Origin of the sequence: Burkholderia sp. 9775_39, assembly GCF_015712225.1 — a bacterium.
GTDB classification, from domain to species: domain Bacteria; phylum Pseudomonadota; class Gammaproteobacteria; order Burkholderiales; family Burkholderiaceae; genus Burkholderia; species Burkholderia cenocepacia.
Map to the genome: position 1 here is coordinate 83,305 of NZ_JACCQC010000014.1, position 23,723 is coordinate 107,027.

24 protein-coding genes and 1 other RNA gene are annotated in these 23,723 nt (G+C 67.6%); 15 read left to right on the plus strand and 10 right to left on the minus strand.

Annotated features, from left to right (window positions below):
• The first annotated feature begins 102 nt into the window (after positions 1-102).
• A complete protein-coding gene (locus tag H0X90_RS19860; RefSeq protein WP_006483441.1) occupies positions 103-1,722 on the plus strand; it encodes an FMN-binding glutamate synthase family protein in 1,620 nt (539 codons plus the stop codon).
• Positions 1,723-1,825: 103 nt separating this feature from the next.
• Here H0X90_RS19860 and H0X90_RS19865 read toward each other — a convergent pair whose 3' ends face one another.
• Positions 1,826-2,440, minus strand: coding sequence for a glutathione S-transferase family protein (locus tag H0X90_RS19865; protein WP_034178360.1), 615 nt, complete (start codon positions 2,438-2,440; stop codon positions 1,826-1,828).
• 184 nt (positions 2,441-2,624) lie between these two features.
• On the opposite strand from H0X90_RS19865, the gene H0X90_RS19870 reads away from it, so the two are divergent.
• The 10 genes from H0X90_RS19870 (at position 2,625) to H0X90_RS19915 (ending at position 13,158) form a co-directional block, all read left to right on the plus strand.
• A complete protein-coding gene (locus tag H0X90_RS19870) occupies positions 2,625-4,010 on the plus strand; it encodes an aminopeptidase P N-terminal domain-containing protein (RefSeq protein ID WP_062884112.1) in 1,386 nt (461 codons plus the stop codon).
• A 37-nt stretch (positions 4,011-4,047) separates the two neighbouring features.
• Entirely contained in the window at positions 4,048-5,235 is a 1,188-nt protein-coding gene (locus H0X90_RS19875) for a UbiH/UbiF/VisC/COQ6 family ubiquinone biosynthesis hydroxylase (RefSeq protein WP_077189450.1), read from the plus strand.
• A 128-nt stretch (positions 5,236-5,363) separates the two neighbouring features.
• A complete protein-coding gene (gene dusB / locus H0X90_RS19880) occupies positions 5,364-6,431 on the plus strand; it encodes a tRNA dihydrouridine synthase DusB (RefSeq protein ID WP_006497523.1) in 1,068 nt (355 codons plus the stop codon).
• On the plus strand, positions 6,428-6,661 hold the full coding sequence (locus H0X90_RS19885) for a Fis family transcriptional regulator (RefSeq protein ID WP_006476892.1): 234 nt from the start codon (positions 6,428-6,430) through the stop codon (positions 6,659-6,661). Before dusB ends, H0X90_RS19885 begins: the two co-directional genes overlap by 4 nt.
• Before the next feature lie 44 nt (positions 6,662-6,705).
• A complete protein-coding gene (gene purH, locus H0X90_RS19890) occupies positions 6,706-8,271 on the plus strand; it encodes a bifunctional phosphoribosylaminoimidazolecarboxamide formyltransferase/IMP cyclohydrolase (protein ID WP_006483450.1) in 1,566 nt (521 codons plus the stop codon).
• Positions 8,272-8,425: 154 nt separating this feature from the next.
• Positions 8,426-8,968 (plus strand): crossover junction endodeoxyribonuclease RuvC, encoded by a 543-nt coding sequence (gene ruvC, locus H0X90_RS19895; RefSeq protein WP_006476894.1) that lies wholly within the window; start codon positions 8,426-8,428, stop codon positions 8,966-8,968.
• A gap of 174 nt (positions 8,969-9,142) precedes the next feature.
• The gene (gene ruvA / locus H0X90_RS19900; protein WP_006483429.1) at positions 9,143-9,724 is read left to right on the plus strand and encodes a Holliday junction branch migration protein RuvA; all 582 of its coding nucleotides are present in this window, start codon (positions 9,143-9,145) and stop codon (positions 9,722-9,724) included.
• Positions 9,725-9,832: 108 nt separating this feature from the next.
• On the plus strand, positions 9,833-10,903 hold the full coding sequence (gene ruvB, locus H0X90_RS19905) for a Holliday junction branch migration DNA helicase RuvB (RefSeq protein WP_006483430.1): 1,071 nt from the start codon (positions 9,833-9,835) through the stop codon (positions 10,901-10,903).
• 23 nt (positions 10,904-10,926) lie between these two features.
• On the plus strand, positions 10,927-11,880 hold the full coding sequence (locus tag H0X90_RS19910; protein WP_006497524.1) for an oxygenase MpaB family protein: 954 nt from the start codon (positions 10,927-10,929) through the stop codon (positions 11,878-11,880).
• Between the two features lie 153 nt (positions 11,881-12,033).
• Positions 12,034-13,158 (plus strand): ParB/Srx family N-terminal domain-containing protein, encoded by a 1,125-nt coding sequence (locus H0X90_RS19915; protein ID WP_102898911.1) that lies wholly within the window; start codon positions 12,034-12,036, stop codon positions 13,156-13,158.
• A gap of 62 nt (positions 13,159-13,220) precedes the next feature.
• Here H0X90_RS19915 and H0X90_RS19920 read toward each other — a convergent pair whose 3' ends face one another.
• Genes H0X90_RS19920 through tyrS form a run of 3 tightly spaced genes read right to left on the minus strand, consistent with a single transcriptional unit; the run spans position 13,221 to position 15,603 of the window.
• Entirely contained in the window at positions 13,221-13,883 is a 663-nt protein-coding gene (locus H0X90_RS19920) for a histidine phosphatase family protein (protein WP_006483446.1), read from the minus strand.
• Positions 13,884-13,906: 23 nt separating this feature from the next.
• The gene (gene dtd, locus H0X90_RS19925) at positions 13,907-14,365 is read right to left on the minus strand and encodes a D-aminoacyl-tRNA deacylase (protein ID WP_006483442.1); all 459 of its coding nucleotides are present in this window, start codon (positions 14,363-14,365) and stop codon (positions 13,907-13,909) included.
• Positions 14,362-15,603: a tyrosine--tRNA ligase gene (gene tyrS / locus H0X90_RS19930; RefSeq protein ID WP_006483424.1), complete on the minus strand. Its 1,242-nt coding sequence runs from the start codon at positions 15,601-15,603 to the stop codon at positions 14,362-14,364. The genes dtd and tyrS overlap by 4 nt, the downstream gene beginning before the upstream one ends.
• A 142-nt stretch (positions 15,604-15,745) precedes the next feature.
• Between tyrS and H0X90_RS19935 the strand changes: the two genes are divergently transcribed.
• A complete protein-coding gene (locus tag H0X90_RS19935; RefSeq protein WP_006483425.1) occupies positions 15,746-16,894 on the plus strand; it encodes an anhydro-N-acetylmuramic acid kinase in 1,149 nt (382 codons plus the stop codon).
• Between the two features lie 106 nt (positions 16,895-17,000).
• On the opposite strand, the gene erpA is transcribed toward H0X90_RS19935, so the two are convergent.
• From erpA to rplM, 3 genes are all read right to left on the minus strand, one after another.
• Positions 17,001-17,372, minus strand: a complete 372-nt coding sequence (gene erpA / locus H0X90_RS19940) for an iron-sulfur cluster insertion protein ErpA (RefSeq protein WP_006476903.1) — start codon at positions 17,370-17,372, stop codon at positions 17,001-17,003.
• Between the two features lie 227 nt (positions 17,373-17,599).
• Positions 17,600-17,992 (minus strand): 30S ribosomal protein S9, encoded by a 393-nt coding sequence (gene rpsI, locus H0X90_RS19945; RefSeq protein WP_006476904.1) that lies wholly within the window; start codon positions 17,990-17,992, stop codon positions 17,600-17,602.
• An 11-nt stretch (positions 17,993-18,003) separates the two neighbouring features.
• Positions 18,004-18,432: a 50S ribosomal protein L13 gene (gene rplM, locus H0X90_RS19950; RefSeq protein ID WP_009687896.1), complete on the minus strand. Its 429-nt coding sequence runs from the start codon at positions 18,430-18,432 to the stop codon at positions 18,004-18,006.
• Between the two features lie 311 nt (positions 18,433-18,743).
• Between rplM and H0X90_RS19955 the strand changes: the two genes are divergently transcribed.
• Together H0X90_RS19955 and H0X90_RS19960 are read left to right on the plus strand one after the other, a co-directional pair.
• Positions 18,744-19,052, plus strand: coding sequence for a DUF1090 family protein (locus H0X90_RS19955; RefSeq protein ID WP_058902139.1), 309 nt, complete (start codon positions 18,744-18,746; stop codon positions 19,050-19,052).
• A 410-nt stretch (positions 19,053-19,462) separates the two neighbouring features.
• The gene (locus H0X90_RS19960; protein ID WP_012492957.1) at positions 19,463-19,927 is read left to right on the plus strand and encodes an OsmC family protein; all 465 of its coding nucleotides are present in this window, start codon (positions 19,463-19,465) and stop codon (positions 19,925-19,927) included.
• Positions 19,928-19,993: 66 nt separating this feature from the next.
• Here H0X90_RS19960 and rnpB read toward each other — a convergent pair.
• From rnpB to pyrC, 3 genes are all read right to left on the minus strand, one after another.
• Positions 19,994-20,405: RNase P RNA component class A (gene rnpB / locus H0X90_RS19965), an RNA gene on the minus strand.
• 12 nt (positions 20,406-20,417) lie between these two features.
• Entirely contained in the window at positions 20,418-21,308 is an 891-nt protein-coding gene (locus H0X90_RS19970) for a DUF3025 domain-containing protein (protein WP_048987075.1), read from the minus strand.
• Positions 21,305-22,369 (minus strand): dihydroorotase, encoded by a 1,065-nt coding sequence (pyrC, locus tag H0X90_RS19975; RefSeq protein ID WP_006492342.1) that lies wholly within the window; start codon positions 22,367-22,369, stop codon positions 21,305-21,307. Before pyrC ends, H0X90_RS19970 begins: the two co-directional genes overlap by 4 nt.
• Before the next feature lie 205 nt (positions 22,370-22,574).
• Here pyrC and H0X90_RS19980 point away from each other — a divergent pair, with 205 nt between their 5' ends.
• Positions 22,575-23,489 carry a class II glutamine amidotransferase gene (locus H0X90_RS19980; protein WP_006483857.1) on the plus strand — a complete coding sequence of 305 codons (915 nt, stop codon included), beginning with the start codon at positions 22,575-22,577 and terminating at the stop codon, positions 23,487-23,489.
• Positions 23,490-23,723: the final 234 nt, after the last annotated feature.

Here is a 23,723-nt window from a genome sequence, read left to right on the forward strand (position 1 = left end):
ACTTGCGGCACGTCGCGCCCGGCGGAACACGATTCCGCCGCGGCCGGCGCGCCGCCGCGCAGCGTACGCATGGCGGTATTTCAAGATTCTTACGGAGTCCCCATGCTTTCAAGACGCTACCTCGCGATGTGGTGTGCTGTCCTGCTGCTCATCGCCGCGGCCGCACTCGCGTCGATCCACGTGCTTTCGTGGCTGTGGATCATCCTCCCCGTCGCCCTCGTCGCGCTCGGCCTGTACGACCTGAACCAGGACCGCCACGCGATCCTGCGGAACTACCCGCTCTGGGGCCACTTCCGCTTCCTGTTCGAATTCATCCGACCTGAAATCCGCCAGTACTTCGTCGAGGACGACACCGACGAGAAACCGTTCTCGCGTGCGCAGCGCAGCCTCGTCTACCAGCGCGCGAAGAACGTCGCCGACAACCGCCCGTACGGCACCGAGCTGAACGTGAAGGCCGTCGCGCACGAATGGATCAGCCATTCGCTCGCGCCGACGAAGCTGCCGAACCACGATTTCCGCATCCGCGTCGGCGCGAGTCGCGCGCAACCGTACGACATTTCGATCTTCAACATCTCGGCGATGAGCTTCGGCTCGCTGTCCGCGAACGCGATCCGCTCGCTGAACCTCGGCGCGAAGAAAGGCGGCTTCGCGCACGACACCGGCGAAGGCTCGCTGTCGAAGTACCACCGCGAGCACGGCGGCGACATCATCTGGGAAATCGCGTCCGGCTACTTCGGCTGCCGCAACGACGACGGCACGTTCAATCCGGACAAGTTCGCGAAGCAGGCCGCCGATCCGCAGGTCAAGATGATCGAGGTGAAGCTGTCGCAGGGCGCGAAGCCCGGTCACGGCGGCGTGCTGCCGGCCGCGAAGATCACGCCCGAGATCGCCGAGACGCGCGGCGTGCCGATGGGCAAGGACTGCATCTCGCCCGCGACGCATTCGGAATTCTCGACGCCGCGCGGACTGCTCGAATTCGTCGAGCGGCTGCGCACGCTGTCCGGCGGCAAGCCGACCGGCTTCAAGCTGTGCATCGGCCATCCGTGGGAATTCTTCGGGATCGCCAAGGCGATGCTCGAAACCGGCATCGTGCCCGACTTCATCGTCGTCGACGGCGCGGAAGGCGGCACCGGCGCGGCGCCGCTCGAATTCACCGACCACGTCGGCGTGCCGCTGCAGGAAGGGCTGCTGCTCGTGCACAACACGCTCGTCGGAATCGGCGTGCGCGATCGCGTGAAGCTCGGCGCGAGCGGCAAGATCATCACCGCGTTCGACATCGCGCGCACGCTCGCGATCGGCGCGGACTGGGTGAACTCGGCGCGCGGCTTCATGTTCGCGGTCGGCTGCATCCAGGCGCAGCACTGCCACACCGACCGCTGCCCGACCGGCGTCGCGACGCAGGACCCGGTGCGCCAGCGCGCGCTCGTCGTGCCCGACAAGGCCGAGCGCGTGTACAACTTCCACCGCAACACGCTGCATGCGCTGCAGGAACTCGTGCAGGCGGCCGGACTCGCCCATCCGTCCGAGCTGCGCGCGCATCACATCGTGCAGCGGGTCGCGCCGCACGAGGTGCGATTGATGTCGCAACTGCTGAAGTACCTGAAGCCCGGTGCGCTGCTCGACGGCCAGACCTGCGGCTTCTCGCTGTACGACAAGTGGTGGCCGATCGCGCGCAGCGATTCGTTCACGCTCGGCGAAGCCGTGTACGCATCGATCGAGTGACGCGCGCGGCCGCTCCGCTGCGGCGGCCCACGCGACAAAAAGAAAAGCGCCCCGCGGGGCGCTTTTCTTTCGTCTGCCGAATGCGCGCGGGCCGGGCCGCGGCTCAGTTCTGCGGCAGCGTATCGGCGAACGACGGTCGCTGCTGCAGCTTCACGAAGTGCTTGTCGAGGTTCGGGTGGCGATCGCGCCAGTTAAGCTCGGGCATCCGGAAGTCGAGGTAGCCGAGCGCGCAGCCGAGTGCGATGTCGGCGAGCGTGTAATGATTACCGACGCACCACGTCTTGCCGCCGAGCCCCTGCGACATCGCGACGAGCGCATCGTCGATCTTGCGTTGCTGGCGCGCGATCCAGCTTGGGCTGCGCTGCCCTTCTTCGCGCAGCGTGTGTTCGAGACGGATCGCGACCGCCGCGTCGAGCACGCCGTCGCCCAGTGCTTCCCAGCAGCGCACTTCCACGCGCTCGCGGCCCGACGGCGGAATCAGCTTGCCGACCGGCGACAGCGTATCGACGTATTCGCAGATCACGCGGGAATCGAACACCGCGGCACCATCCTCCATCACGAGGCACGGGACCTTGCCGAGCGGATTCGAAGCATGAATATCCGTCTCCGGCGCCCACACGTTCTCGAGCTCCAGCTTGTAGTCGATCTTCTTTTCAGCAAGCACGATCCGCGCCTTTCGGACGTACGGGCTGCTGAGCGAACCGATTAATTTCATCATCTGCCTTTTTAAGGGAACCGCCGAGAGTATACGTTGTCGTCGATCATAACCGGCCGGTGCAGCCGGGTAGAAAATCGCCCGTCCGGCCTGTGGATGGTTTGCAACAGCGGCCGCGCGGGCCCAGTCGGTGCGGCTTCCGGCCCCACTCTCACGCACGGCGTCACGCGGCGCTACAATCGCACGAATGAACGCGCCCCTCGATACCGCCATCGCCGTCGACGTCTACCGCCAGCGCCGTGAACGCGTGCTTGCCGCACTGCGTGCCGCGGGCGGCGGCGTCGCCATCGTCCCCACCGCGCCGGAAATGCTGCGCAACCGCGATACGGCCTACCCGTACCGGTTCGACAGCTACTTCCATTACCTGACGGGCTTCACCGAGCCGGATGCCGTGCTCGTGCTGAACGCGGCCGCGCCGCACGGCGCGCCGGAATCGATCCTGTTCTGCCGCGCCAAGAACGTCGACCGCGAGATCTGGGAAGGCTTCCACTACGGGCCCGAGGCCGCGCGCGACGCGTTCGGCTTCGACGTGGCGTTCGCGGTCGACGTGATCGACACCGAGATGCCGCGCCTGCTCGCCGATGCGGGCACCGTCCACTACCGGTTCGGCGCATCGGCCGACTTCGAGCGCCAGCTCGCCGGCTGGCTCGACGCGGTGCGCGCGCAGGCACGCGCGGGCGTCGCCGCGCCGGACGCGCTGCTCGATCTCACGCCGCTGCTCGACGACATGCGGCTCGTGAAGGACGAACACGAACTCGCGATCATGATGCGCGCCGCGCACATCTCCGCGCTCGCGCATCGCCGCGCGATGCAGGTGTGCCGCCCCGGCATCCGCGAATACGAGCTCGAGGCCGAGCTGCTGTACCTGTTCCGCAAGCACGGCGCGCAGGCGCCCGCGTACGGCTCGATCGTCGCGGCCGGCGCGAACGCGTGCGTGCTGCACTACCCGGCCGGCAACGCGGCCGCGCGGGACGGCGACCTGATCCTGATCGACGCCGCCTGCGAACTCGACGGCTATGCATCCGACATCACCCGCACGTTCCCGGCGAACGGGCGCTTCTCGCCCGCGCAGCGCACGCTGTACGACATCGTGCTCGCCGCGCAGCAGGCCGCGATCGACGCGACGCGCGCGGGCGTGCCGTTCGAGGCGCCGCACGACGCGGCCGTACGCGTGCTCGCCCAGGGGCTGCTCGACACCGGCATCATCCCGAAAACGCGCTTCTCGAACGTCGACGACGTGATCGCCGAGCGTGCGTACACGCGCTTCTACATGCACCGCACCGGCCACTGGCTCGGCATGGACGTGCACGATTGCGGCGACTACCGCGAGCGGCTCGCCGCGCGCGACGCCAACGGCGCGCTGCCGTGGCGCACGCTGAAGCCCGGCATGACGCTCACCGTCGAGCCCGGCCTGTATGTGCGCGCGGCCGACGACGTGCCGCCCGAGTACTGGAACATCGGCATCCGCATCGAGGACGACGCGATCGTGCGCGAACACGGCTGCGAACTGATCACGCGCGGCGTGCCGGTCGCGGCCGACGAGATCGAGGCGCTGATGCGCGCGGACGCATGACCGGCCGCCGACCGTACCCTCCGTTTCACGAATCAAGATGACGACCGCTTCCTCCCCGGCCACGCCGGACTACGACCTCGCCATCGTCGGCGCGGGCCCCGTCGGGCTCGCGCTCGCCGGCTGGCTCGCCCGCCGCAGCGCGACGCAGCACGCGTCGATCGCGCTGATCGATGCGCGCGAACCGGCCGCGAGCGCGAACGACCCGCGCGCGATCGCCGTGTCGCACGGCAGCCGCGTGCTGCTCGATACGCTCGCATGGCCCGCCGACGCCACGCCGATCGAACATATCCACGTGTCGCAGCGCGGCCATTTCGGCCGCACGCTGATCGACCGCGACGAACACGCGCTCGCGGCGCTCGGCTACGTGGTGCGCTACGGCTCGATCGTGCAGGCGCTCGCGGGCGCCGTACGCGGCATGCGCGTCGACTGGCTCACGTCGACCACCGCGCACACGCCGCAGCAGGATGCCGACGGCGTCACGCTGACGCTCGACGGCCCGCAAGGCGAACGCACGCTGCGTGCGCGCATCGTCATCAACGCCGAAGGCGGGCTGTTCCACCAGCAGCAGGCCGATACGGGCAAGCATCGCCGCGACTACGGCCAGACCGCGCTCGTCGGCACGGTCACGGTATCGGCGCCGCGCCCGAACGTCGCGTGGGAACGCTTCACGCACGAAGGCCCGCTCGCACTGCTGCCGCTGGGCGGGCCGCGTCAGGCCGACTACTCGCTCGTCTGGTGCTGTACGCCCGACGAAGCGGCGCGACGGGCCGCGCTGCCCGACGATGCATTCCTGCGCGAGCTCGGCAGCGTGTTCGGCGAACGCATGGGCGAATTCGTCGCGATCGCCGGGCGCGCGTCGTTCCCGCTCGGCCTGAACGCCGCGCAGACGCTCGTCAACGGCCGCATCGCGATCGTCGGCAATGCCGCGCAAACGCTGCATCCGGTGGCAGGCCAGGGGCTCAACCTCGGCCTGCGCGATGCACACACGCTCGTCGACACACTGTCCGCACAAGGCTTCGAAGCGACCGCGCTCGCGACCTTCAACGCGCGCCGCGCGCTCGACCGGCGCTTCACGATCGGCGCGACCGACACGCTGGCGCGCCTGTTCACGATCGATGCGGGCCCGCTGCCGCTGCTGCGTGGCGCGGCGCTCACCGCGCTCGAATTCGTGCCGCCGCTCAAGAAGGCGATCGCACGCCAGATGATGTTCGGCCAGCGCAACTGACACGCGGCGCGCCGCACCGCCTCTCCAGGCAAACCGGGTCAAATCGGCGGGGCATGGGAATACGGTAAAATGCCCGTTTTCCGTCTTCCCTTCCCCTGCCCGCGCGTGCCGCGGGCGGCGCCATTGCGATGCCCGTTATCGGCCCTCACGTATTGCGTAACAACCTGTTCGTCGCCCCGATGGCCGGGGTGACGGATCGTCCGTTCCGCCAGCTGTGCAAACGGCTGGGGGCCGGTTACGCCGTGTCCGAGATGGTCGCGTCGAACGCGCAGCTGTGGAAAAGCGCGAAGACGATGCGGCGCGCGAACCACGAAGGCGAAGTCGAGCCGATCGCGGTGCAGATCGCCGGCGCCGATCCGGCGATGATGGCCGAAGCGGCCCGCTACAACGTCGACAACGGCGCGCAGATCATCGACATCAACATGGGCTGCCCGGCGAAGAAGGTCTGCAACGTCGCGGCCGGCTCCGCGCTGCTGCAGAACGAGCCGCTCGTGCAGCGGATCGTCGAGGCGGTCGTCGCGGCGGTCGGTACCGGGCCCGATGCGGTGCCCGTCACGTTGAAGATCCGCACCGGCTGGGACCGCGAGCACAAGAACGCGATCACGGTCGCGCGCCTGGCCGAGGCGGCCGGCATCTCGATGCTGACCGTGCACGGCCGCACGCGCGCCGACCTGTACCGGGGCGACGCCGAGTACGACACGATCGCGGCCGTGAAGGCGGCCGTGCGGATTCCGGTCGTCGCGAACGGCGACATCACGTCGCCCGCCAAGGCGAAGGCCGTGCTCGATGCAACCGGCGCCGACGCGCTGATGATCGGTCGCGCCGCGCAAGGCCGGCCGTGGCTGTTCCGCGAAATCGATCATTTCCTGCAAACCGGCGAGCTGCTGCCCCCGCCGCGGATCGACGAGATCCAGCACGTGATGAACGAACACCTGGAAGACCACTACGCTTTCTATGGCGAATTCACCGGCGTCCGTACTGCGCGCAAGCACATCGGCTGGTACACTCGCGGCCTTTCCGGTGCCAACGGGTTCCGGCACCGAATGAACACGCTCGATTCCACCCGCGAGCAACTCGCCGCCGTCAATGCATTCTTCGAGGCGCAAAAGGCGCTGTCGGACCACCTCGTCTACGTCGACGACGAAGAGGAAAACGGCCAGGGCGAGTCGGACGACCATAACCAGTTAGCAGCATGAGCAAGCACAACATCGAACAATGTGTCCGCGAGAGCCTGGACGTGTATTTCCGGGATCTAGACGGCTCCAATCCGCACGACGTCTATGAAATGGTGATGTCCTGCGTCGAAAAGCCGATGCTCGAGGTCGTGCTCGTACAGGCCGGCGGCAACCAGTCGCTTGCCGCGGAGTACCTCGGCATCAATCGCAATACGCTGCGCAAGAAGCTGCAGCAGCACGGCCTGCTGTAGGCGGCCGTCCCGTCCCCGTTTCCCTGGCTATTGGTGGTTCCATCATGATCAAGCAAGCGCTCATTTCCGTTTCCGACAAGACCGGCATCGTCGACTTCGCGAAGTCGCTGTCCGACCTCGGCGTCAAGCTGCTGTCGACGGGCGGCACCGCGAAACTCCTCGCCGACGCGGGCCTGCCCGTGACCGAAGTGGCCGATTACACGGGCTTCCCGGAAATGCTCGATGGGCGCGTGAAGACGCTCCACCCGAAGGTGCACGGCGGCATCCTCGCGCGCCGCGACCTGCCCGAGCACATGCAGGCGCTCGAACAGCACGGCATCCCGACGATCGACCTGCTCGTCGTGAACCTGTATCCGTTCGTCGCGACGATCGCGAAGGACGACTGCACGCTCGCCGACGCGATCGAGAACATCGACATCGGCGGCCCGACGATGCTGCGCTCGGCCGCGAAGAACCACCGCGACGTGACGGTCGTCGTCGATCCGGCCGACTACGCGGTCGTGCTCGATGAAATGAAGGCGAACGGCAATACGGTCGGCTACCCGACCAACTTCCGCCTCGCGACGAAGGTGTTCGCGCACACCGCGCAATACGACGGCGCGATCACGAACTACCTGACGAGCCTGACCGACGAGCTGAAGCACGCATCGCGCAGCGCGTACCCGGCCACGCTGAACCTGGCGTTCGACAAGGTTCAGGACCTGCGCTACGGCGAGAACCCGCACCAGAGCGCGGCGTTCTACCGCGACCTCGCGGCGCCGGCCGGCGCGCTGGCGAACTACCGCCAGTTGCAGGGCAAGGAACTGTCGTACAACAACATCGCGGATTCGGACGCGGCGTGGGAATGCGTGAAGACGTTCGACGCGCCGGCCTGCGTGATCATCAAGCATGCGAACCCGTGCGGCGTCGCGGTCGGCAACGACTCGGCCGACGCGTACGCGAAGGCCTTCCAGACCGACCCGACCTCGGCATTCGGCGGCATCATCGCGTTCAACCGCGAAGTCGACGAAGCGGCCGCGCAAGCCGTTGCGAAGCAGTTCGTCGAAGTGCTGATCGCCCCGTCGTTCTCCGACGCCGCGAAGCAGGTGTTCGCCGCGAAGCAGAACGTGCGCCTGCTCGAAATCGCGCTGGGCGACGGCCATAACGCATTCGACCTGAAGCGCGTCGGCGGCGGCCTGCTCGTGCAGTCGCTCGATTCGAAGAACGTGCAGCCGCACGAGCTGCGCGTCGTCACGAAGCGGCACCCGACGCCGAAGGAAATGGACGACCTGCTGTTCGCATGGCGCGTCGCGAAGTACGTGAAGTCGAACGCGATCGTGTTCTGCGGCAATGGCATGACGCTCGGCGTCGGCGCCGGCCAGATGAGCCGCGTCGATTCCGCCCGCATCGCGAGCATCAAGGCGCAGAACGCCGGCCTGACGCTGACCGGCTCGGCCGTCGCGTCGGATGCGTTCTTCCCGTTCCGCGACGGCCTCGACGTCGTCGTGGCGGCCGGCGCGACCTGCGTGATCCAGCCGGGCGGCTCGATGCGCGACGACGAAGTGATCGCGGCAGCCGACGAGCACAACATCGCGATGATCCTGACGGGCGTGCGCCACTTCCGTCACTGATCGCCGCACGCGGCCCGCGCGGCCGCTGCACCGGAACCCGGCGGCATCATCCCCGCCGGGTTTTTTATTGCGCGACGCCTTCGCGCACGACCGGGCGACCGGTTGGCCGCACCATTCGTTGTAGTATCGCTGCATCACGCCACTCTCCTCACTCATGCGAATTCTCGGCATCGACCCCGGCCTGCGCGTCACCGGCTTCGGCGTCATCGACGTCAGCGGCCACCGGCTCGCCTATGTCACGAGCGGTGTGATCCGCACGCCGACGGCCGACCTGGCCACCCGGCTCGGCACGATCTTCCAGGGCGTGTCGACGATCGTGCGCGAACACGCGCCCGACCAGGCCGCGATCGAAAAGGTGTTCGTCAACGTGAACCCGCAGTCGACGCTGCTGCTCGGCCAGGCGCGCGGCGCCGCGATCTGCGGCCTCGTCGCGGGTGGCCTGCCGGTCGCCGAATACACGGCGCTGCAGCTCAAGCAGGCCGTGGTCGGCTACGGCCGTGCGACCAAGACGCAGATGCAGGAAATGGTCACACGGCTGCTCAACCTGTCCGGCCAGCCCGGCTCCGACGCGGCCGACGCGCTCGGCATGGCGATCTGCCATGCGCACGGCGGCAACACGCTCAGCACGCTGGGCGGCCTCGCGCCGGCGCTCGCGCAGAAAGGGCTGCGGGTGCGGCGCGGCAGACTGGTCGGCTGACGCCGCTGCACACCGCGGCCCGGCACGTCGGCTCGACTGCATTGGCCGCCTTGCCCGGTTTGCCCGCGCCCGCCATGCGCGCGACCCGCGCCGCTTCGGCCTGACGGCCGCGCCCATCGGCATTGCGCCGCGCGTGCGCTACACTCGCGCTTTCTTCCTCGCATCCCGTCCTCCATGATCGGTCGCATCGCCGGCATCCTGCTCGAAAAGAACCCGCCTCATCTGCTCGTCGACTGCAACGGCGTCGGCTACGAAATCGACGTGCCGATGAGCACCTTCTACAACCTGCCGCAAACGGGCGAACGCGTCGTGCTGCTCACGCAGCAGATCGTCCGCGAGGACGCGCACCTGCTGTACGGCTTCCTGACGCAGCAGGAGCGCACGACCTTCCGCGAACTGCTGAAGATCACCGGCATCGGCGCGCGCATGGCGCTCGCCGTGCTGTCCGGCATGAGCGTGCAGGAACTCGCGCAGGCCGTGACGATGCAGGACGCCGCCCGCCTCACGCGCCTGCCCGGCATCGGCAAGAAGACCGCCGAGCGCCTGCTGCTCGAACTGAAGGGCAAGCTCGGCGCCGACCTCGGCGCGCTCGCCGGCGCCGCGTCGCCGTCCGACCACGCGACCGACATCCTCAACGCACTGCTGGCGCTCGGCTACTCCGAGAAGGAAGGCCTTGCCGCGATCAAGAACGTACCGGCCGGCACCGGCGTGTCCGAAGGCATCAAGCTCGCGCTGAAGGCATTGTCGAAGGCGTAACGCGCGCTCGATCCGGCCGTCGAAGCCAGTGTCGCGCCGCCGCGCGGCGCTCGCCAGTCGGCCGTTCGGCCAGGTGGCCCGGGCTGCGTCGCGCGGTACAATGGCCGCATGATTGAAACCGACAAACTCGCCACCGAGCAGCGGATCATCGCCGCCACACCTGCCTCGTCGCACGAGGAGGTGTTCGAACGTGCGTTGCGACCGCGCCAGCTCGACGACTACGTCGGCCAGGAAAAGGTGCGCGGCCAGCTCGAGATCTTCATCGAAGCCGCGAAGCGCCGCTCCGAGCCGCTCGACCACGTGCTGCTGTTCGGGCCGCCGGGTCTCGGCAAGACGACGCTCGCACACATCATCGCGCGCGAGATGGGCGTGAACCTGCGCCAGACGTCGGGCCCCGTGCTCGAGCGCGCGGGCGATCTCGCCGCGCTGCTGACGAACCTCGAAGCGAACGACGTGCTGTTCATCGACGAAATCCACCGGTTGTCGCCGGTCGTCGAGGAAATCCTGTATCCGGCGCTCGAGGATTACCAGATCGACATCATGATCGGCGAAGGCCCGGCCGCGCGCAGCGTGAAGCTCGACCTGCAGCCGTTCACGCTGGTCGGCGCGACCACCCGCGCGGGGATGCTCACCAACCCGCTGCGCGATCGTTTCGGGATCGTCGCGCGCCTCGAGTTCTACGACGCCGATCAACTGTCGCGCATCGTACGGCGCTCGGCGTCGCTGCTGAATGCGCAGATCGATCCGAACGGCGCGCTGGAAATCGCGAAACGCTCGCGCGGCACGCCGCGGATCGCGAACCGGCTGCTGCGCCGCGTGCGCGACTTCGCGGAAGTGAAGGCCGACGGCCAGATCACCGCGGCGGTTGCCGACGCCGCGCTCGCGATGCTCGACGTCGATCCGGTCGGCTTCGACCTGATGGACCGCAAGCTGCTGGAAGCGATCCTGTACAAGTTCGATGGCGGCCCGGTCGGCATCGACAACCTCGCGGCGGCGATCGGCGAGGAGCGCGACACGATCGAGGACGTGCTCGAACCGTACCTGATCCAGCAGGGCTTCCTGCAGCGCACGCCGCGCGGGCGCGTCGCGACGCTGCTCACGTATCGCCACTTCGGGCTGTCGGTACCCGACGCGCGCCGCCCCGAACGCGACGAGTGGGATACCCCCGACGGGAAGTAATCCGTCGCCCGAGCCGCACCGCCATGACGACGCCGCCCAGCCGCCACCCCACCGCGCCCGCGCCGGGCCCGCGCTGGGCCGAGCCGATCCGCAAGCGGCTCGTGGCCGGCATCACGCACCTGACGGCCGGCGGCGGTGGCCCGTCGATCGATCTCTCCTCTCCGCCCGGAGACCCGGGGCTGTTCGGCCCCGACGCCGTCTGCTGGCGCGTGCATGCCGATTTCACGTCGATGATGACGGGCGGCATCGCCGCGTTGCTGCTGCAGGCGCTCCACCCGCTCGCGCTCGCGGGCGTCTGGGATCATTCGTCGTTCCGCACCGACATCTTCGGCCGCTTGCGGCGCACCGCCACGTTCATCACGGGGACGACGTTCGGCAGCCGCGCGGACGCGCTCGCGCTGATCGAGCGCGTGAAAGCGATCCATGCGCGCGTCACGGGCAGCGCGCCGGATGGCCGGCCGTACCGCGCCGACGATCCCGCGTTGCTGACCTGGGTGCACGTCGCGGAAGTGTCGAGCTTCCTCGCCGCGCATCTGCGTTACGTGAATCCGGCGCTGCCGGGCGAACTGCAGGACCGCTACTACGCGGAGACGGCACTGATCGCCGAGCTGCTCGGCGCCGATGAGGTCCCTCGTTCACGCGCCGAGGTGGCGGCCTATCTCGCGCGCATGCTGCCCGAACTCGAAGCCGGGCCGCGTACCTTCGACGTGATGTCGATCCTGCTGAACGTGCCGGTCGCGAGGCCCGCGCTGCGGCCTGCCGCGTCGCTGGTGATGCATGCCGGGATCGACCTGCTGCCGCCGTGGGCGCAGCGCATGCTCGGCGTGTCGACGTTCGCGCCGTTGCGGCGTGCGGTGGTCCGGCCCGGCATCCGCGCGGTCGCCCCCGTGCTGCGCTGGGCGCTCGTCAACGGCGCGTCGAAGCGTGCGCGCCGCCGCGCGACGGCCACCCCGTCCGACGACACTCCGCCAGCCTGACGATCCGCTTGTTCGGATCATTTCAATTTACCGTCAAATACCTGTGACAAGCTGACGGGCTTGCACCCGCGCACGGTCGCACGTCCTGCCTGTCACGCATGCCCGCGGCCCGCGCGGTGTCCCGCCACCCGCTACCGACACCCGATGCCCGCGATGCCACGCCTGCCGATCCGTTTCGCCCTTGCCGCCAGCCTGTCCACCCTCTTCGCCCTCGCCGCGTGCGGCGGCGATGATGTCGTCTCCGTCGCACGCACGGACGCACAACCGCCATCCGGCGGCACGACGACGCCGGCTCCCACGCCGCCCGCCACGACCACCCCGCCACCGGGCAAGTGGAAGGCGGCCCGCGCCGGCGACCTGATCGACGTCACGCTCGGCGATCTCCATCCGACGCAGGGTGCGATCGGCTACGACCAGATCTACTACAAGCTCGGCCGCTACGAACTGCAGCCCGACAAGAAGTTCGACGACTTCTGCGCGGATGAAGGCCTCGGCGGCGTCGCATCAAGCGGCTACACGGCCCGATCGTCGCTGCGCGAGCCGGCCAGCTACACGTGCGCAACGACCGACGCGAACGCCCGCGACCGCTCGGTGCTGAACCCCGTCGTGATCGGCCCGAACGGCGACGCGCTGTACCTGACCGACGGCCACCACGGCCTGTCGACCTATTACGAGACGCCCGACGGCGGCCCGGCGCTGCACGTGCACGTCGTCGTCAAGGACAACCTCAGCGACTACTCGGGCGACGCGTTCTGGCAGCAGATGCAAAGCCGCGGCTACCTGCGCCTGAAGAACGGCGAAGGCAAGCCGATCACGACCGCGCAACTGCCGACCGGCCTCGGCCTGACACTCGGGATGACGAACGACCGCTACCGCTCGCTCGTTTATTTCACGCGCGACATCGGCTACAGCAAGCCCGCACAAGCAACCGACTACCTCGAGTTCTACTGGGCCGACTGGCTGCGCGCGCAGCCCGGCACGTTCGCGCTGGCGAGCTACGACCTCACGCGCGGCGGCACGACCGATCCCGACCCGGCGAAGGCCGACACCGGCTACCTGAATGCGGTCTGGAACGCATCGACGCGGATGGTCGCGGCCACCGACCCCGTGATCGACGGCAAGACGGGCGCCGACCTCGGGCGCGCCGATGCGATCAACGGCGGGAAGAAATACAGCAAGGGGGAATTCGACAAGCTGCGCCAGCCGATCACGGCCGACAAGCCCGGCAAGATCGCGTACGCGCTCGACTACAAGACGCGTCACGGGCTGCCGCAGTAAGCATCACACCGAAAGGAAGAAAGGGCACCCCGGGCCGGCCATGCCGGACGGGGGTGGCGCGCTCAAAGCACCTTGCGGTACCCGTCGTCGTCGCTCGCGGCTTCGAGATGCGACACGTCGGCCCACCGCACGACCTGCGCACGACCATCCACGTAATCGACGACGTTGATGCTGGTGTTGAGCAGCTGATAGGTACGCGGCGCCGACAGCTCGATCCCGTTCGCGAAGCGATACACGCAATCGAGCACGCCGCCGTGCGCGACGCACGCGATGCGGCCGCCCGGATGCGCGGCGACGATCGGTTCGAGCGCATGCAGCACGCGGTGATAGAACGCACGCTGCGACTCGCCGCCCTCCGGCGCGAAGCCCGGGTCGCGCGTCTGCCAGGCCGCATACGCGTCCGGAAACAGCGCCTCGATCTCGGTGCTGTCGTGCCCCTGGAATGCGCCGTACGAACGCTCGCGCAACCCTTCGCGCAGCAGCAGCGGCAACCCGAGCGCATCGGCGAACGGTTGCGCGGTCTGTTGCGCGCGCATCAGGTCGCTCGAATACACCGCGTCGATCCGCGCGCCGTCGCGCGCCTCTCTCGCGAGCCGCGCCGCCAGCCGCTGCGCCTGCTCGAGCCCGGTGTCGGCCAGCGGGATGTCGATATGCCCCTGGATACGCTTGATGCGGTTCCAGGCCGTCTCGCCATGGCGGATGAAAAGAATCTGCGTGGTGGCCATCGCGGCGAATCTCCGGGGAAGAATCAGGGCCGCACTTGCAGCCAGAACGTCACGGGGCCGTCGTTGACGAGCGACACCTGCATGTCGGCGCCGAACTCGCCCGTCTCGACGACCGGATGGCGCGCCCGCGCGGCGGCGACGAAATAGTCGAACAGCCGCGCGCCTTCGTCGGGCGGCGCGGCCGGCGTGAAGCTCGGACGCAGTCCGCTGTTGGTATCGGCTGCCAGCGTGAACTGCGACACGAGCAGCAGCCCGCCCGCGCGGCCTTCGCCGTCGATGTTCGATACCGGGAGGTTCATCTTGCCGGCTGCGTCGCTGAACACGCGGTAGCCGAGCAGCTTCGCGAGCAGCTTGTCGGCCGCGGCCTCGGTATCGCCACGCTCCGCGCAGACCAGCGCGAGCAGGCCCGCGCCGATCTCGCCCGTCGTCCGGCCGCCGACGCGCACGTCGGCGCGCGTCACACGCTGGATCAGCGCGATCATGCGGTCAGCGTGACGCGTGCGAAGCGGCGCTTGCCGACCTGCACGACGAACTCGCCGGCCTCGACCTTCAGGCCCTTGTCCGACACGGTCGCGCCGTCGATCTTCACGCCGCCCTGCTCGATGTTGCGCAGCGCTTCGCTGGTCGACGGCACGAGGCCCGCCTGCTTCAGCAACTGCCCGATCGCCAGCGGCGCACCGGCCAGCGTGACCGACGGAATGTCGTCCGGCACGCCGCCCTTCGCGCGGTGGTTGAAGTCCTCGAGCGCGCGCTCGGCGTCGGGCTGCGAGTGGAACCGCGCGACGATTTCCTGCGCGAGCAGCACCTTGAAATCGCGCGGGTTGCGACCGCCTTCGGCCTCGCGCTTGAAGCCGGCGATCTCGTCGAGGCTGCGGAACGACAGCAGCTCGAAGTAACGCCACATCAGCGTGTCCGAGATGCTCATCAGCTTGCCGAACATGTCGGTCGGCTTCTCGCTGATGCCGACGTAGTTGCCCTTCGACTTGGACATCTTCTCGACGCCGTCGAGGCCTTCGAGCAGCGGCATCGTCAGGATGCACTGCTGTTCCTGGCCGTACTGCTTCTGCAGTTCGCGGCCGACCAGCAGGTTGAACTTCTGGTCGGTGCCGCCGAGTTCGAGATCGGCGTTCAGCGCGACCGAATCGTAGCCCTGCATCAGCGGGTACAGGAATTCGTGGATCGAGATCGGCACGCCGCCCTGGAAGCGCTTCGTGAAATCCTCGCGCTCGAGGATCCGCGCGACCGTGTAGCGCGACGCGAGCTTGATCATCCCGTCCGCGCCGAGCGGCATCGACCATTCGCTGTTGTAGCGGATCTCGGTCTTGTCGCGATCGAGCACGAGCGCGGCCTGCTCGAAGTAGGTCTTCGCGTTCGATTCGATCTGCTCGCGCGTGAGCGGCGGGCGCGTCGCGTTGCGACCCGACGGATCGCCGATCAGCGACGTGAAATCGCCGATCAGGAAGATCACCGTATGGCCGAGATCCTGCAGCTGGCGCATCTTGTTCAGCACGACCGTATGGCCGATGTGGATGTCCGGTGCGGTCGGATCGAGGCCGAGCTTGATGCGCAGCGGCGTGCCCGTGGCTGCGCTGCGCGCGAGCTTCTGCGCGAACTCTTCCTCGATCAGCAGTTCGTCGACGCCGCGCTTCGTGACGGCGAGCGCATGCCGGACTTCGTCGGTGATCGGGAAAACGGGCTTGGAACTGGGTTCGGTGCTCATCGGTGCCAGGAAGAATGTCGCAAAAACAGGGATTTTCCCATAACTTGCGCGCGCATCGCTTAACGACGCGTCACGTTACGCGGATAATCGGGCGCAAGGCGCGCGGCACCGGCCCGCGCCGCACGATCCAGGAGAACCCAACGTGCCGCAACGACAGCCGCAGCCTGCCCATCCGGCAGACGGCATCTACTTCGGGCTGATGTCGGGAACCAGCATGGACGGCGTCGACGGCGTCGCCGTGCGTTTCGAGGCCGGCCGCGCGCCGGTCGTGCTCGCGGAAGCGTTCGTCGGCTTCGCGCAATCGCTGCGCGACGCGCTGTTCGCGCTGCAGCAGCCCGGCGACAACGAGATCGACCGCGAATCGCTCGCGGCGAATGCGCTCGTCACGCGCTATGCGGTGTGCTGTCATGAATTGCAGCGCACGGCCGGCCTGTCGCGCGACGAGATCCGCGCGATCGGCGTGCACGGCCAGACCGTGCGCCATCGCCCCGAGCGCGGCTATACGCGCCAGCTCAACAATCCAGCGCTGCTCGCCGAACTGACGCAGGTCGACGTGATCGCCGATTTCCGCAGCCGCGACGTGGCCGCCGGCGGTCACGGCGCGCCGCTCGCGCCCGCGTTCCATGCGACGGTGTTCGGCGCACCGGGCGAAACGCGGGTCGTCTGCAATCTCGGCGGGATCAGCAACATCACGATCCTGCCCGGCGCGGGCGGCGACGTGCGCGGCTTCGACTGCGGCCCCGCCAATGCGCTGATCGACGCATGGGCGACCCGCCATCTGGGCAAGCCGTACGACGACGGCGGCAAGTTCGCCGCCCGCGGCACCGTCCACGCGGCGCTGCTCGCTGCGCTGCTCGACGAGCCGTATTTCACCGCGCCGCCGCCGAAAAGCACCGGACGCGACCTGTTCAATCCCGCGTGGCTCGATGCGAAGCTCGCCGCGTTCTCGCAGGTCGCACCGGAGGACGTGCAGGCGACGCTCACCGCGCTCACCGCCGTGTCGGTGGCGCGCGAAGTCGCGCAGCACGCACCCGGCTGCAAGGCCGTGTTCGTATGCGGCGGCGGCGCACGCAATCCGGTGCTGCTCGACGCACTCCGGCACGCGCTGCGTGAAGCCGGCGTGCCGGCCACCGTCGATACGACGGCCGCGCTCGGCGTGCCACCGCAGCAGGTCGAAGCGCTCGCGTTCGCGTGGCTCGCGTACCGCTTCACCGCGCGCCAGCCCGGCAATCTCGCGACGGTCACCGGCGCAGCCGGCAACCGCGTGCTGGGCGCGCTCTATCCGCGCTGACGCGATATCCGCCGCGCGGCGAGCGCTGCAGCGCGAGCGCGCATAAAAAAACGGGGCATGAAGCCCCGTTTTTCATTCCGGCGAACCGGCGCGAATCTGTCGCCGCTCAGACCGAGAACGACGAACCGCACCCGCAGGTGGTGGTCGCGTTCGGGTTCTTGATCACGAACTGGGCGCCGTTGAGGTCGTCCTTGTAGTCGATCTCGGCGCCGACCAGGTACTGGTAGCTCATCGAGTCGATCAGGAGCTGGACGCCGTTCTTGTTCATCACGGTGTCGTCCTCGTTGACTTCCTCGTCGAACGTGAAGCCATACTGGAAGCCGGAGCAGCCGCCGCCCTGCACGAACACGCGCAGCTTCAGGTCGGGATTGCCCTCTTCGTCGATCAGTTGCTTGACCTTGTCGGCCGCGGCGTCGGTGAAGACGAACGGCAGCGGCATATCGGTCGTCGTTGCTGCGGTTTCGGTAACAGCGTTCATTCGAACTCTCCAAAAAGCTTTAGCCGCTATTGTAGGGCCGATCAGAAGATCGTGCTGAAGTCCATGAAATCAATAGGTTCTTGTCGATTTCATCAAGCGTGCCCGCGCGGGCGGCCGCCGCAGCGGCCCGGGCGCGGGAAACAGCGCGCATAAAAAAACCGCCAGCGTGAAAGCTGGCGGTTTTTCCGGCGGACGCCACCCGAAAGCGGCGAGGCCATGAAGCGGAATTAACGCTTCGAGAACTGCTTTGCGCGGCGTGCCTTGCGCAGACCGACCTTCTTACGCTCGACTTCACGCGCATCGCGCGTGACGAAGCCTGCGCTCGACAGCGACGGCTTGAGCGTCGCATCGTAGTCGATCAGTGCACGGGTGATGCCGTGGCGCACTGCGCCTGCCTGACCCGTTTCGCCGCCGCCGTTGACGTTCACCTTGATGTCGAACGTCTGGCCGTGGTTCGTGAGTTCCAGCGGTTGACGCACGATCATCAGCGACGTTTCGCGCGAGAAGTAGTCAGCGATGGGCTTGCCGTTGACGATGATGTCGCCCTTGCCAGCCTTGATGAAGACACGTGCGACAGCGCTCTTGCGGCGGCCCGTGCCGTAGTTCCAGTTACCGATCATGTGGGCTCCCCTTAGATCTCGAGCGCCTTCGGCTGTTGAGCCGAGTGCGGATGCGTCGCTTCTGCGTAGACCTTCAGCTTCTTGATCATCGCGTAGCCGAGCGGGCCCTTCGGCAGCATGCCCTTGACCGCCTTCTCGAGCGCGCGGCCCGGGAAGCGTTCCTGCATCTTGCCGAACGTCGTTTCATAGATACCGCCCGGGTAGCCCGAGTGACGGTAGTACTTCTTGTCCAGCGTCTTGTTGCCCGTGACCTTCAACTTGCTCGCGTTGATGATGATGATGAAATCACCAGTGTCGACGTGCGGGGTGAACTCAGGCTTGTGCTTGCCGCGCAGACGGCGTGCCACTTCGCTGGCAACACGGCCGAGAACCTTATCCGTCGCGTCAATCACGTACCATTCGCGCGTCACCTCATGGGCTTTTGCGGAAAACGTCTTCATGATCGATCCAAAAAAAATGCTTTGCCCGATGTGTTCTTCCTGCTTGTCTGTGTGCGCTTCGAGGCGCGGTGCAGGCTCTCCCTGTTCTTTTTCCGTGGGCATGAATGCGGAAAAGCCCTGAATTATAAAGGAAATACGGTTGCGTGGTCAAAGAGAATCCACGTCCCGTGTTCGTGGCGGCCGAAATGGGCCAAAATTCGGTCGTGCCCCGACAAGCCAGGCGAACCGAGCGCCTGCGGCGGCACCCCTCGACGCGCGGCACATGACCTTGCCGCGCCAGACCGGCCGAACCCGAAAAACAACAAACCAGCATGATGAAACAACGACTTACGCCCTTCGTCGCGGCCGCCCTGCTGGCCGCCGCGGCGCCCGCCGTCGCCGCCCGCTCCGGCTGCGAAGCCAAGCTCGACGCGCTCGATGCGCGCATCGCCGAGGCCCGAACCGCCCATGCCGAAGATCGTATCGCGCGCCTGCGCGCGGTGCGCGAACGCGTCCGCCACTTCTGCGCGCGCAGCCACGGCCATGCATCGGCCGCCGCCCATGCGCCGGCGCCCGATGCCGGCTCGCGCGGCACGCCGCCCGACGCGACCTCGCAGCCGGCTGCGCGCCAGCCGGCGTAACGGTGCCGACGCGCGCAAGCCGCGCGCCGATGTTTGCATGGGACGAAAAAAAGCCCGAACGGCTGGTTCGGGCTTAATCCACCTTAGGAGGAGGGTGGAGGAGACATTCGGAGGTTGCCGCAGCGCGACAACCAATGAGGCTCATTATACGAATGCCCCGCCGACTTCACAAGAAAATTTGCATTGCGAAATCAAATCTCATGATGCGGGATTTCGACCGGCAAGCTTACGGAGGCTACTTTCTGTTTTAAATCAGGTACATAACCACCTCTCACACGACCTGAAACCGTCCTCGCCTAGAGCAAAACCCCTAAATCCGGCAGGGAAATCATCGGCCGGCGCCCCGCTCGCGCGGCGCCGGCATGGCGCGTCGTGCAGCGCATCAGCCGATCGTTGCACCGCGGGCTACAATGCCGGATCGAATCCGAATCAGGCAACGCTGGAGTGCAAGCATGGAATGCAAAGTAAGCTGGATGGGTCAGGACGGCATGGCGTTTTCCGCCGAGACCGGCAGCGGGCACCTCGTCACGATGGACGGCGCGCCGGAAGGCGGCGGCCACAACCTCGCGCCGCGTCCGATGGAAATGGTGCTGCTCGGCACCGGCGGCTGCACGGCCTATGACGTCGTGCTGATCCTGAAGAAGAGCCGCCAGGAAGTCACCGGCTGCTCGGTTACGCTGAAGGCCGAGCGCGCGAGCGAAGATCCGAAGGTGTTCACGAAGGTGCACTTCCACTTCACGGTCACGGGCCGCAACCTGAACCCGGCCACGGTCGAGCGCGCGATCAACCTGTCGCACGACAAGTACTGCTCCGCGTCGATCATGATCGCGAAGACGGCCGAACTCACGCATTCGTTCGACATCGTCGCGGCCTGACCGCACGGCGCGCAAGAAAAAAGGGCCGGCGCTCCGCAAGGAGACGCCGGCCCTTTCGCATTCGAACGGCAAAGCAGGCCGATAAGCCGGATTCTGTGCACGCCGCGCACCGAAGCACGCAACGCGTGGCAGTCATTCCTCTAGGCGCGCCATTGCTGACGCGCTCAAGCTTCCTACCCGCAGACGAGACGGGGGCCCCGTCCTGCATCCGAAAATGCGCGCCTGCCTACTTGGAATTGCTCCGGGTGGAGGTTACCGTGCCGGCGAACGTCGCCGTCGCCGCGGTGCGCTCTTACCGCACCGTTTCACCCTTACCTGATCCCGGCTTGCGCCGGGCCATCGGCGGTTTGCTTTCTGTTGCCCTGTTCCGCGTGTCGCCACGGATGGCCGTTAGCCATCACCCTGCCCTGTGGAGTCCGGACTTTCCTCGCCCCCGCGCGCCCGAAGACGGCGAGGCCGCGACTGCCTGGCCTGCTTTGCGACGCGCATTCTAGCACTGCGCGCCGCCGTCGGCAGCGCGCGAGCGGCGGCCGCGGCGAAACACGGCCGGATCGTCGTAGAACGCGGCGTCGGCGTTCGCCGCGCACCAGCCCGGCACGCCGAGCACCGGCAGCGGCGCGAAGTCGCGGCTCGTCAGCGCGCGCGTCGCCAGTTCGGCGGCGATGTGCGCGTCGACATGCGCGATCCGTCGCGCGTCGGGCCATGAAAAATAGTCGGCGCTCACTTCGACGATCCAGGCGTGCGCGGTGCAGGACTTGTACGGTGCGACGAGCTGTTCGAGCAGCGCATGGCCGACGAGCCGCGCTTCGCAACGCGTGCCCCACGCATCGCGCGAGCTCACCAGCAGCCGCGGCCAGTCGAAGCCGCGCAGCGCGTCGGCGAGCGCGCGGTCGGCGGTGACGAACAGCGCGCCGTTCTCGTCGAACAACGTGAGCGCATCGCGCAACGTGCCGCGCACCGGGCCGACGCCGCCCGCCGCGTCGATCGCCGCGGCCTGGCGCGCGTTCAACGCGGCCTTGGTGCGCGGGTACGCGAACCAGACGAGCGCATTGAAGAAGTCGTGAAGATGGTGGCGGGTCGGCACCCGCCCGGTGTCGGCAATATGGGTCTCGTACGCGACGCCGGGCGGCAGTTCGGCCTGCGGCACGAAGCGCAGCGGCCTGCCGCGACCGGTGACGCGATCGCCGCCTCGCGATACGCGATCCAACGCGCCGTTCAACGCATCGAGCAGCGCGGCCGCGCGCGCACGGGCAGCCGCCTGCCACGCGCGGCCCGGCTCCGCGTAAGGCGCGAGCCACGGTGCGGACCAGTCGATCCGCGCGAAATCCGCCGCCGCGCGACCGGCCGCGGGGCCCGGTTCGCGCGGCGGCGCGCAGCTCACGCCAGTTTCCAGCCGATCGTCTCGCCGCCGCGCAGCGGCACGACCGGCGTCTCGCCCGCGAAGATCTCGCGCGGCAGTTCCCACGGCTCGCGGCGCAGCGTGACCGTCTCGGCGCTGCGCGGCAGCCCGTAGAAATCGGCGCCGAAGAAGCTCGCGAACCCTTCCAGCTTGTCGAGCGCGCCGGCCGTGTCGAACGCTTCCGCGTACAGCTCGAGCGCGTGCAGCGCCGTGTAGCAGCCCGCGCAACCGCACGCGGTTTCCTTCGCGTCGCGCGCGTGCGGCGCGCTGTCGGTGCCGAGGAAGAAGCGCGGGTTGCCCGACGTCGCGGCCTCGACCAGCGCCACGCGATGCGTCTCGCGCTTCAGCACCGGCAGGCAGTAGTAATGCGGGCGGATCCCGCCGACGAACAGCGCGTTGCGGTTGTACAGCAGGTGATGCGCGGTGATCGTCGCGCCGAGCAGGCCGGGCGCCGCGTCGGCATCGCGGACGTAGTCGGCCGCGTCCTTCGTCGTGATGTGTTCGAACACGACCTTCAGGCCCGGGAAATCGCGGCGCAGCGGCGTCATCACGCGGTCGATGAACACCTTCTCGCGGTCGAACAGGTCGATCGACGCATCGGTCACCTCGCCGTGCACGAGCAGCGGCATGCCGGTTTCCTGCATCGCCTCGAGCGTCTTCGCACATTTCGCGAGATCGGTGACGCCATGGTCGGAATTCGTCGTGGCGCCTGCCGGATACAGCTTCACGCCGTGCACGAAGCCGCTTTCGCGCGCGCGGCGGATTTCGTCGGGCGGCGTGTTGTCGGTCAGGTACAGCGTCATCAGCGGCTCGAACGTCATCCCGGCCGGCAGCGCGGCGAGGATGCGCTCGCGATACGCCTGCGCCTGCGCGGTGGTCGTGACCGGCGGCTTCAGGTTCGGCATGACGATGGCGCGGCCGAACTGGCGGGCGGTGTGCGGCAGCACGGCGGCGAGCATGTCGCCGTCTCGCAGGTGCAGGTGCCAGTCGTCGGGACGGGCGAGCGAAAGCGTCGCCGGGGAAGAAGCGTTCGAGGCAGTCATAGGAGGCGTCGTGAGGAACGGGCGTGCCATCGGCGGGGCCGGAACGCACGTGCGCGGGCCGACTGACGGCAAACCGCAACACGGGGCCTTTGGCCAGCGGAATCCGCTTTTTACCGCTCAGGGCTCGGTGATATGCTAGAAGCCGCATTGTACCGGGGTTCGCCCGGTTCGTTACCCCCTGCTTCAGCCTGCCGCCCCACGTAAAATGTGCCAACTCCTAGGAATGAACTGCGCCGCGCCGACGGACGTCACATTCTCCTTCACAGGTTTCGCGGCCCGGGGCGGGCTCACCGATCACCATGCCGACGGCTGGGGCATCGCGTTCTTCGAAGACAAGGCCTGCCGCCTCTTCATCGATCACCAGGCATCGGCCACGTCGCCGATCGCCGAAATGGTGAAGCGCTACCCGATCAAGTCCAAGAACACGATCGCGCACATCCGCAAGGCGACGCAGGGGCACATCCTGCTCGAGAACAGCCATCCTTTCATGCGCGAACTGTGGGGCCGGCACTGGATCTTCGCGCATAACGGCGACCTGCAGGACTACGCGCCGGACATGGACGGCAGCGTCTACCATCCGGTCGGCACGACCGACAGCGAACAGGCGTTCTGCGTGCTGATGCAGGGGCTGCGCGAAGCCTTTCCCGGCGCGCAGCCGCCGCTGCCGGAGCTGTTCGAGCGGGTCGGCGAACTGACGCGCGGCATCACCGATCACGGCGTGTTCAACTTCCTGATGTCGAACGGCCAGGCGCTCTTCGCGCACTGCTCGACGCGGCTGCACTACCTCGTGCGGCGCTGGCCGTTCTCGACCGCGCATCTCGTCGACGAAGACCTGTCGATCGACTTCGCCAAATACACGACGCCCGAGGATCGCGTCGCGGTGATCGCGACACAGCCGCTCACCGACAACGAAGTCTGGACCGCATTCGAGCCGGGCGAGCTGATCATGTTCCAGTGCGGCGACGTCGCCGCGCGGATGCAGATTCCGGTGCCCGAGCGCGTGCTCGAGAAGCTGCGCAACCCGTCACTCGACGCGTCGGCGTCCGCGCCGCGCGCGGTGGTTCGCGAAGCGCTCGCTACCGCGGCCGACGGCGATTCCGACGACGCGATCGATTTCTGACGCCCGGCGCGGCATCGGCTGCGCCCGCTTTCTGCTCATTTTCTGCTGGCTGCGCAGGCGTCATACCGCACTGTCGACGACGCGCGTCGTCGGCGCAAATCGCTCGGCTCCAGCCAATCGGGTTCCATTTCGAGCACCAGTCGGCGCAATCAATCGATGCCACGCAACATTCGCTTGATTTTATTAAATTACAAGCGAAAATAAATAAAAGATGCAGCAAACAAAATAATCACC

Coding starts and splice junctions, on each gene's coding strand:
- ruvC (WP_006476894.1), top strand. CDS start 8,426: ATGCGAATTCTCGGCATCGACCCCGGCCTGCGCGTCACCGGCTTCGGC.
- dusB (WP_006497523.1), top strand. CDS start 5,364: ATGCCCGTTATCGGCCCTCACGTATTGCGTAACAACCTGTTCGTCGCC.
- dtd (WP_006483442.1), bottom strand. CDS start 14,365: ATGATCGCGCTGATCCAGCGTGTGACGCGCGCCGACGTGCGCGTCGGC.
- H0X90_RS19920 (WP_006483446.1), bottom strand. CDS start 13,883: ATGGCCACCACGCAGATTCTTTTCATCCGCCATGGCGAGACGGCCTGG.
- purH (WP_006483450.1), top strand. CDS start 6,706: ATGATCAAGCAAGCGCTCATTTCCGTTTCCGACAAGACCGGCATCGTC.
- H0X90_RS19980 (WP_006483857.1), top strand. CDS start 22,575: ATGTGCCAACTCCTAGGAATGAACTGCGCCGCGCCGACGGACGTCACA.
- H0X90_RS19915 (WP_102898911.1), top strand. CDS start 12,034: ATGCCACGCCTGCCGATCCGTTTCGCCCTTGCCGCCAGCCTGTCCACC.
- H0X90_RS19885 (WP_006476892.1), top strand. CDS start 6,428: ATGAGCAAGCACAACATCGAACAATGTGTCCGCGAGAGCCTGGACGTG.
- pyrC (WP_006492342.1), bottom strand. CDS start 22,369: ATGACTGCCTCGAACGCTTCTTCCCCGGCGACGCTTTCGCTCGCCCGT.
- H0X90_RS19960 (WP_012492957.1), top strand. CDS start 19,463: ATGCCGGATCGAATCCGAATCAGGCAACGCTGGAGTGCAAGCATGGAA.
- tyrS (WP_006483424.1), bottom strand. CDS start 15,603: ATGAGCACCGAACCCAGTTCCAAGCCCGTTTTCCCGATCACCGACGAA.
- H0X90_RS19910 (WP_006497524.1), top strand. CDS start 10,927: ATGACGACGCCGCCCAGCCGCCACCCCACCGCGCCCGCGCCGGGCCCG.
- H0X90_RS19860 (WP_006483441.1), top strand. CDS start 103: ATGCTTTCAAGACGCTACCTCGCGATGTGGTGTGCTGTCCTGCTGCTC.
- H0X90_RS19875 (WP_077189450.1), top strand. CDS start 4,048: ATGACGACCGCTTCCTCCCCGGCCACGCCGGACTACGACCTCGCCATC.
- H0X90_RS19870 (WP_062884112.1), top strand. CDS start 2,625: ATGAACGCGCCCCTCGATACCGCCATCGCCGTCGACGTCTACCGCCAG.
- erpA (WP_006476903.1), bottom strand. CDS start 17,372: ATGAACGCTGTTACCGAAACCGCAGCAACGACGACCGATATGCCGCTG.
- rpsI (WP_006476904.1), bottom strand. CDS start 17,992: ATGATCGGTAACTGGAACTACGGCACGGGCCGCCGCAAGAGCGCTGTC.
- ruvA (WP_006483429.1), top strand. CDS start 9,143: ATGATCGGTCGCATCGCCGGCATCCTGCTCGAAAAGAACCCGCCTCAT.
- ruvB (WP_006483430.1), top strand. CDS start 9,833: ATGATTGAAACCGACAAACTCGCCACCGAGCAGCGGATCATCGCCGCC.
- H0X90_RS19865 (WP_034178360.1), bottom strand. CDS start 2,440: ATGATGAAATTAATCGGTTCGCTCAGCAGCCCGTACGTCCGAAAGGCG.
- rplM (WP_009687896.1), bottom strand. CDS start 18,432: ATGAAGACGTTTTCCGCAAAAGCCCATGAGGTGACGCGCGAATGGTAC.
- H0X90_RS19955 (WP_058902139.1), top strand. CDS start 18,744: ATGATGAAACAACGACTTACGCCCTTCGTCGCGGCCGCCCTGCTGGCC.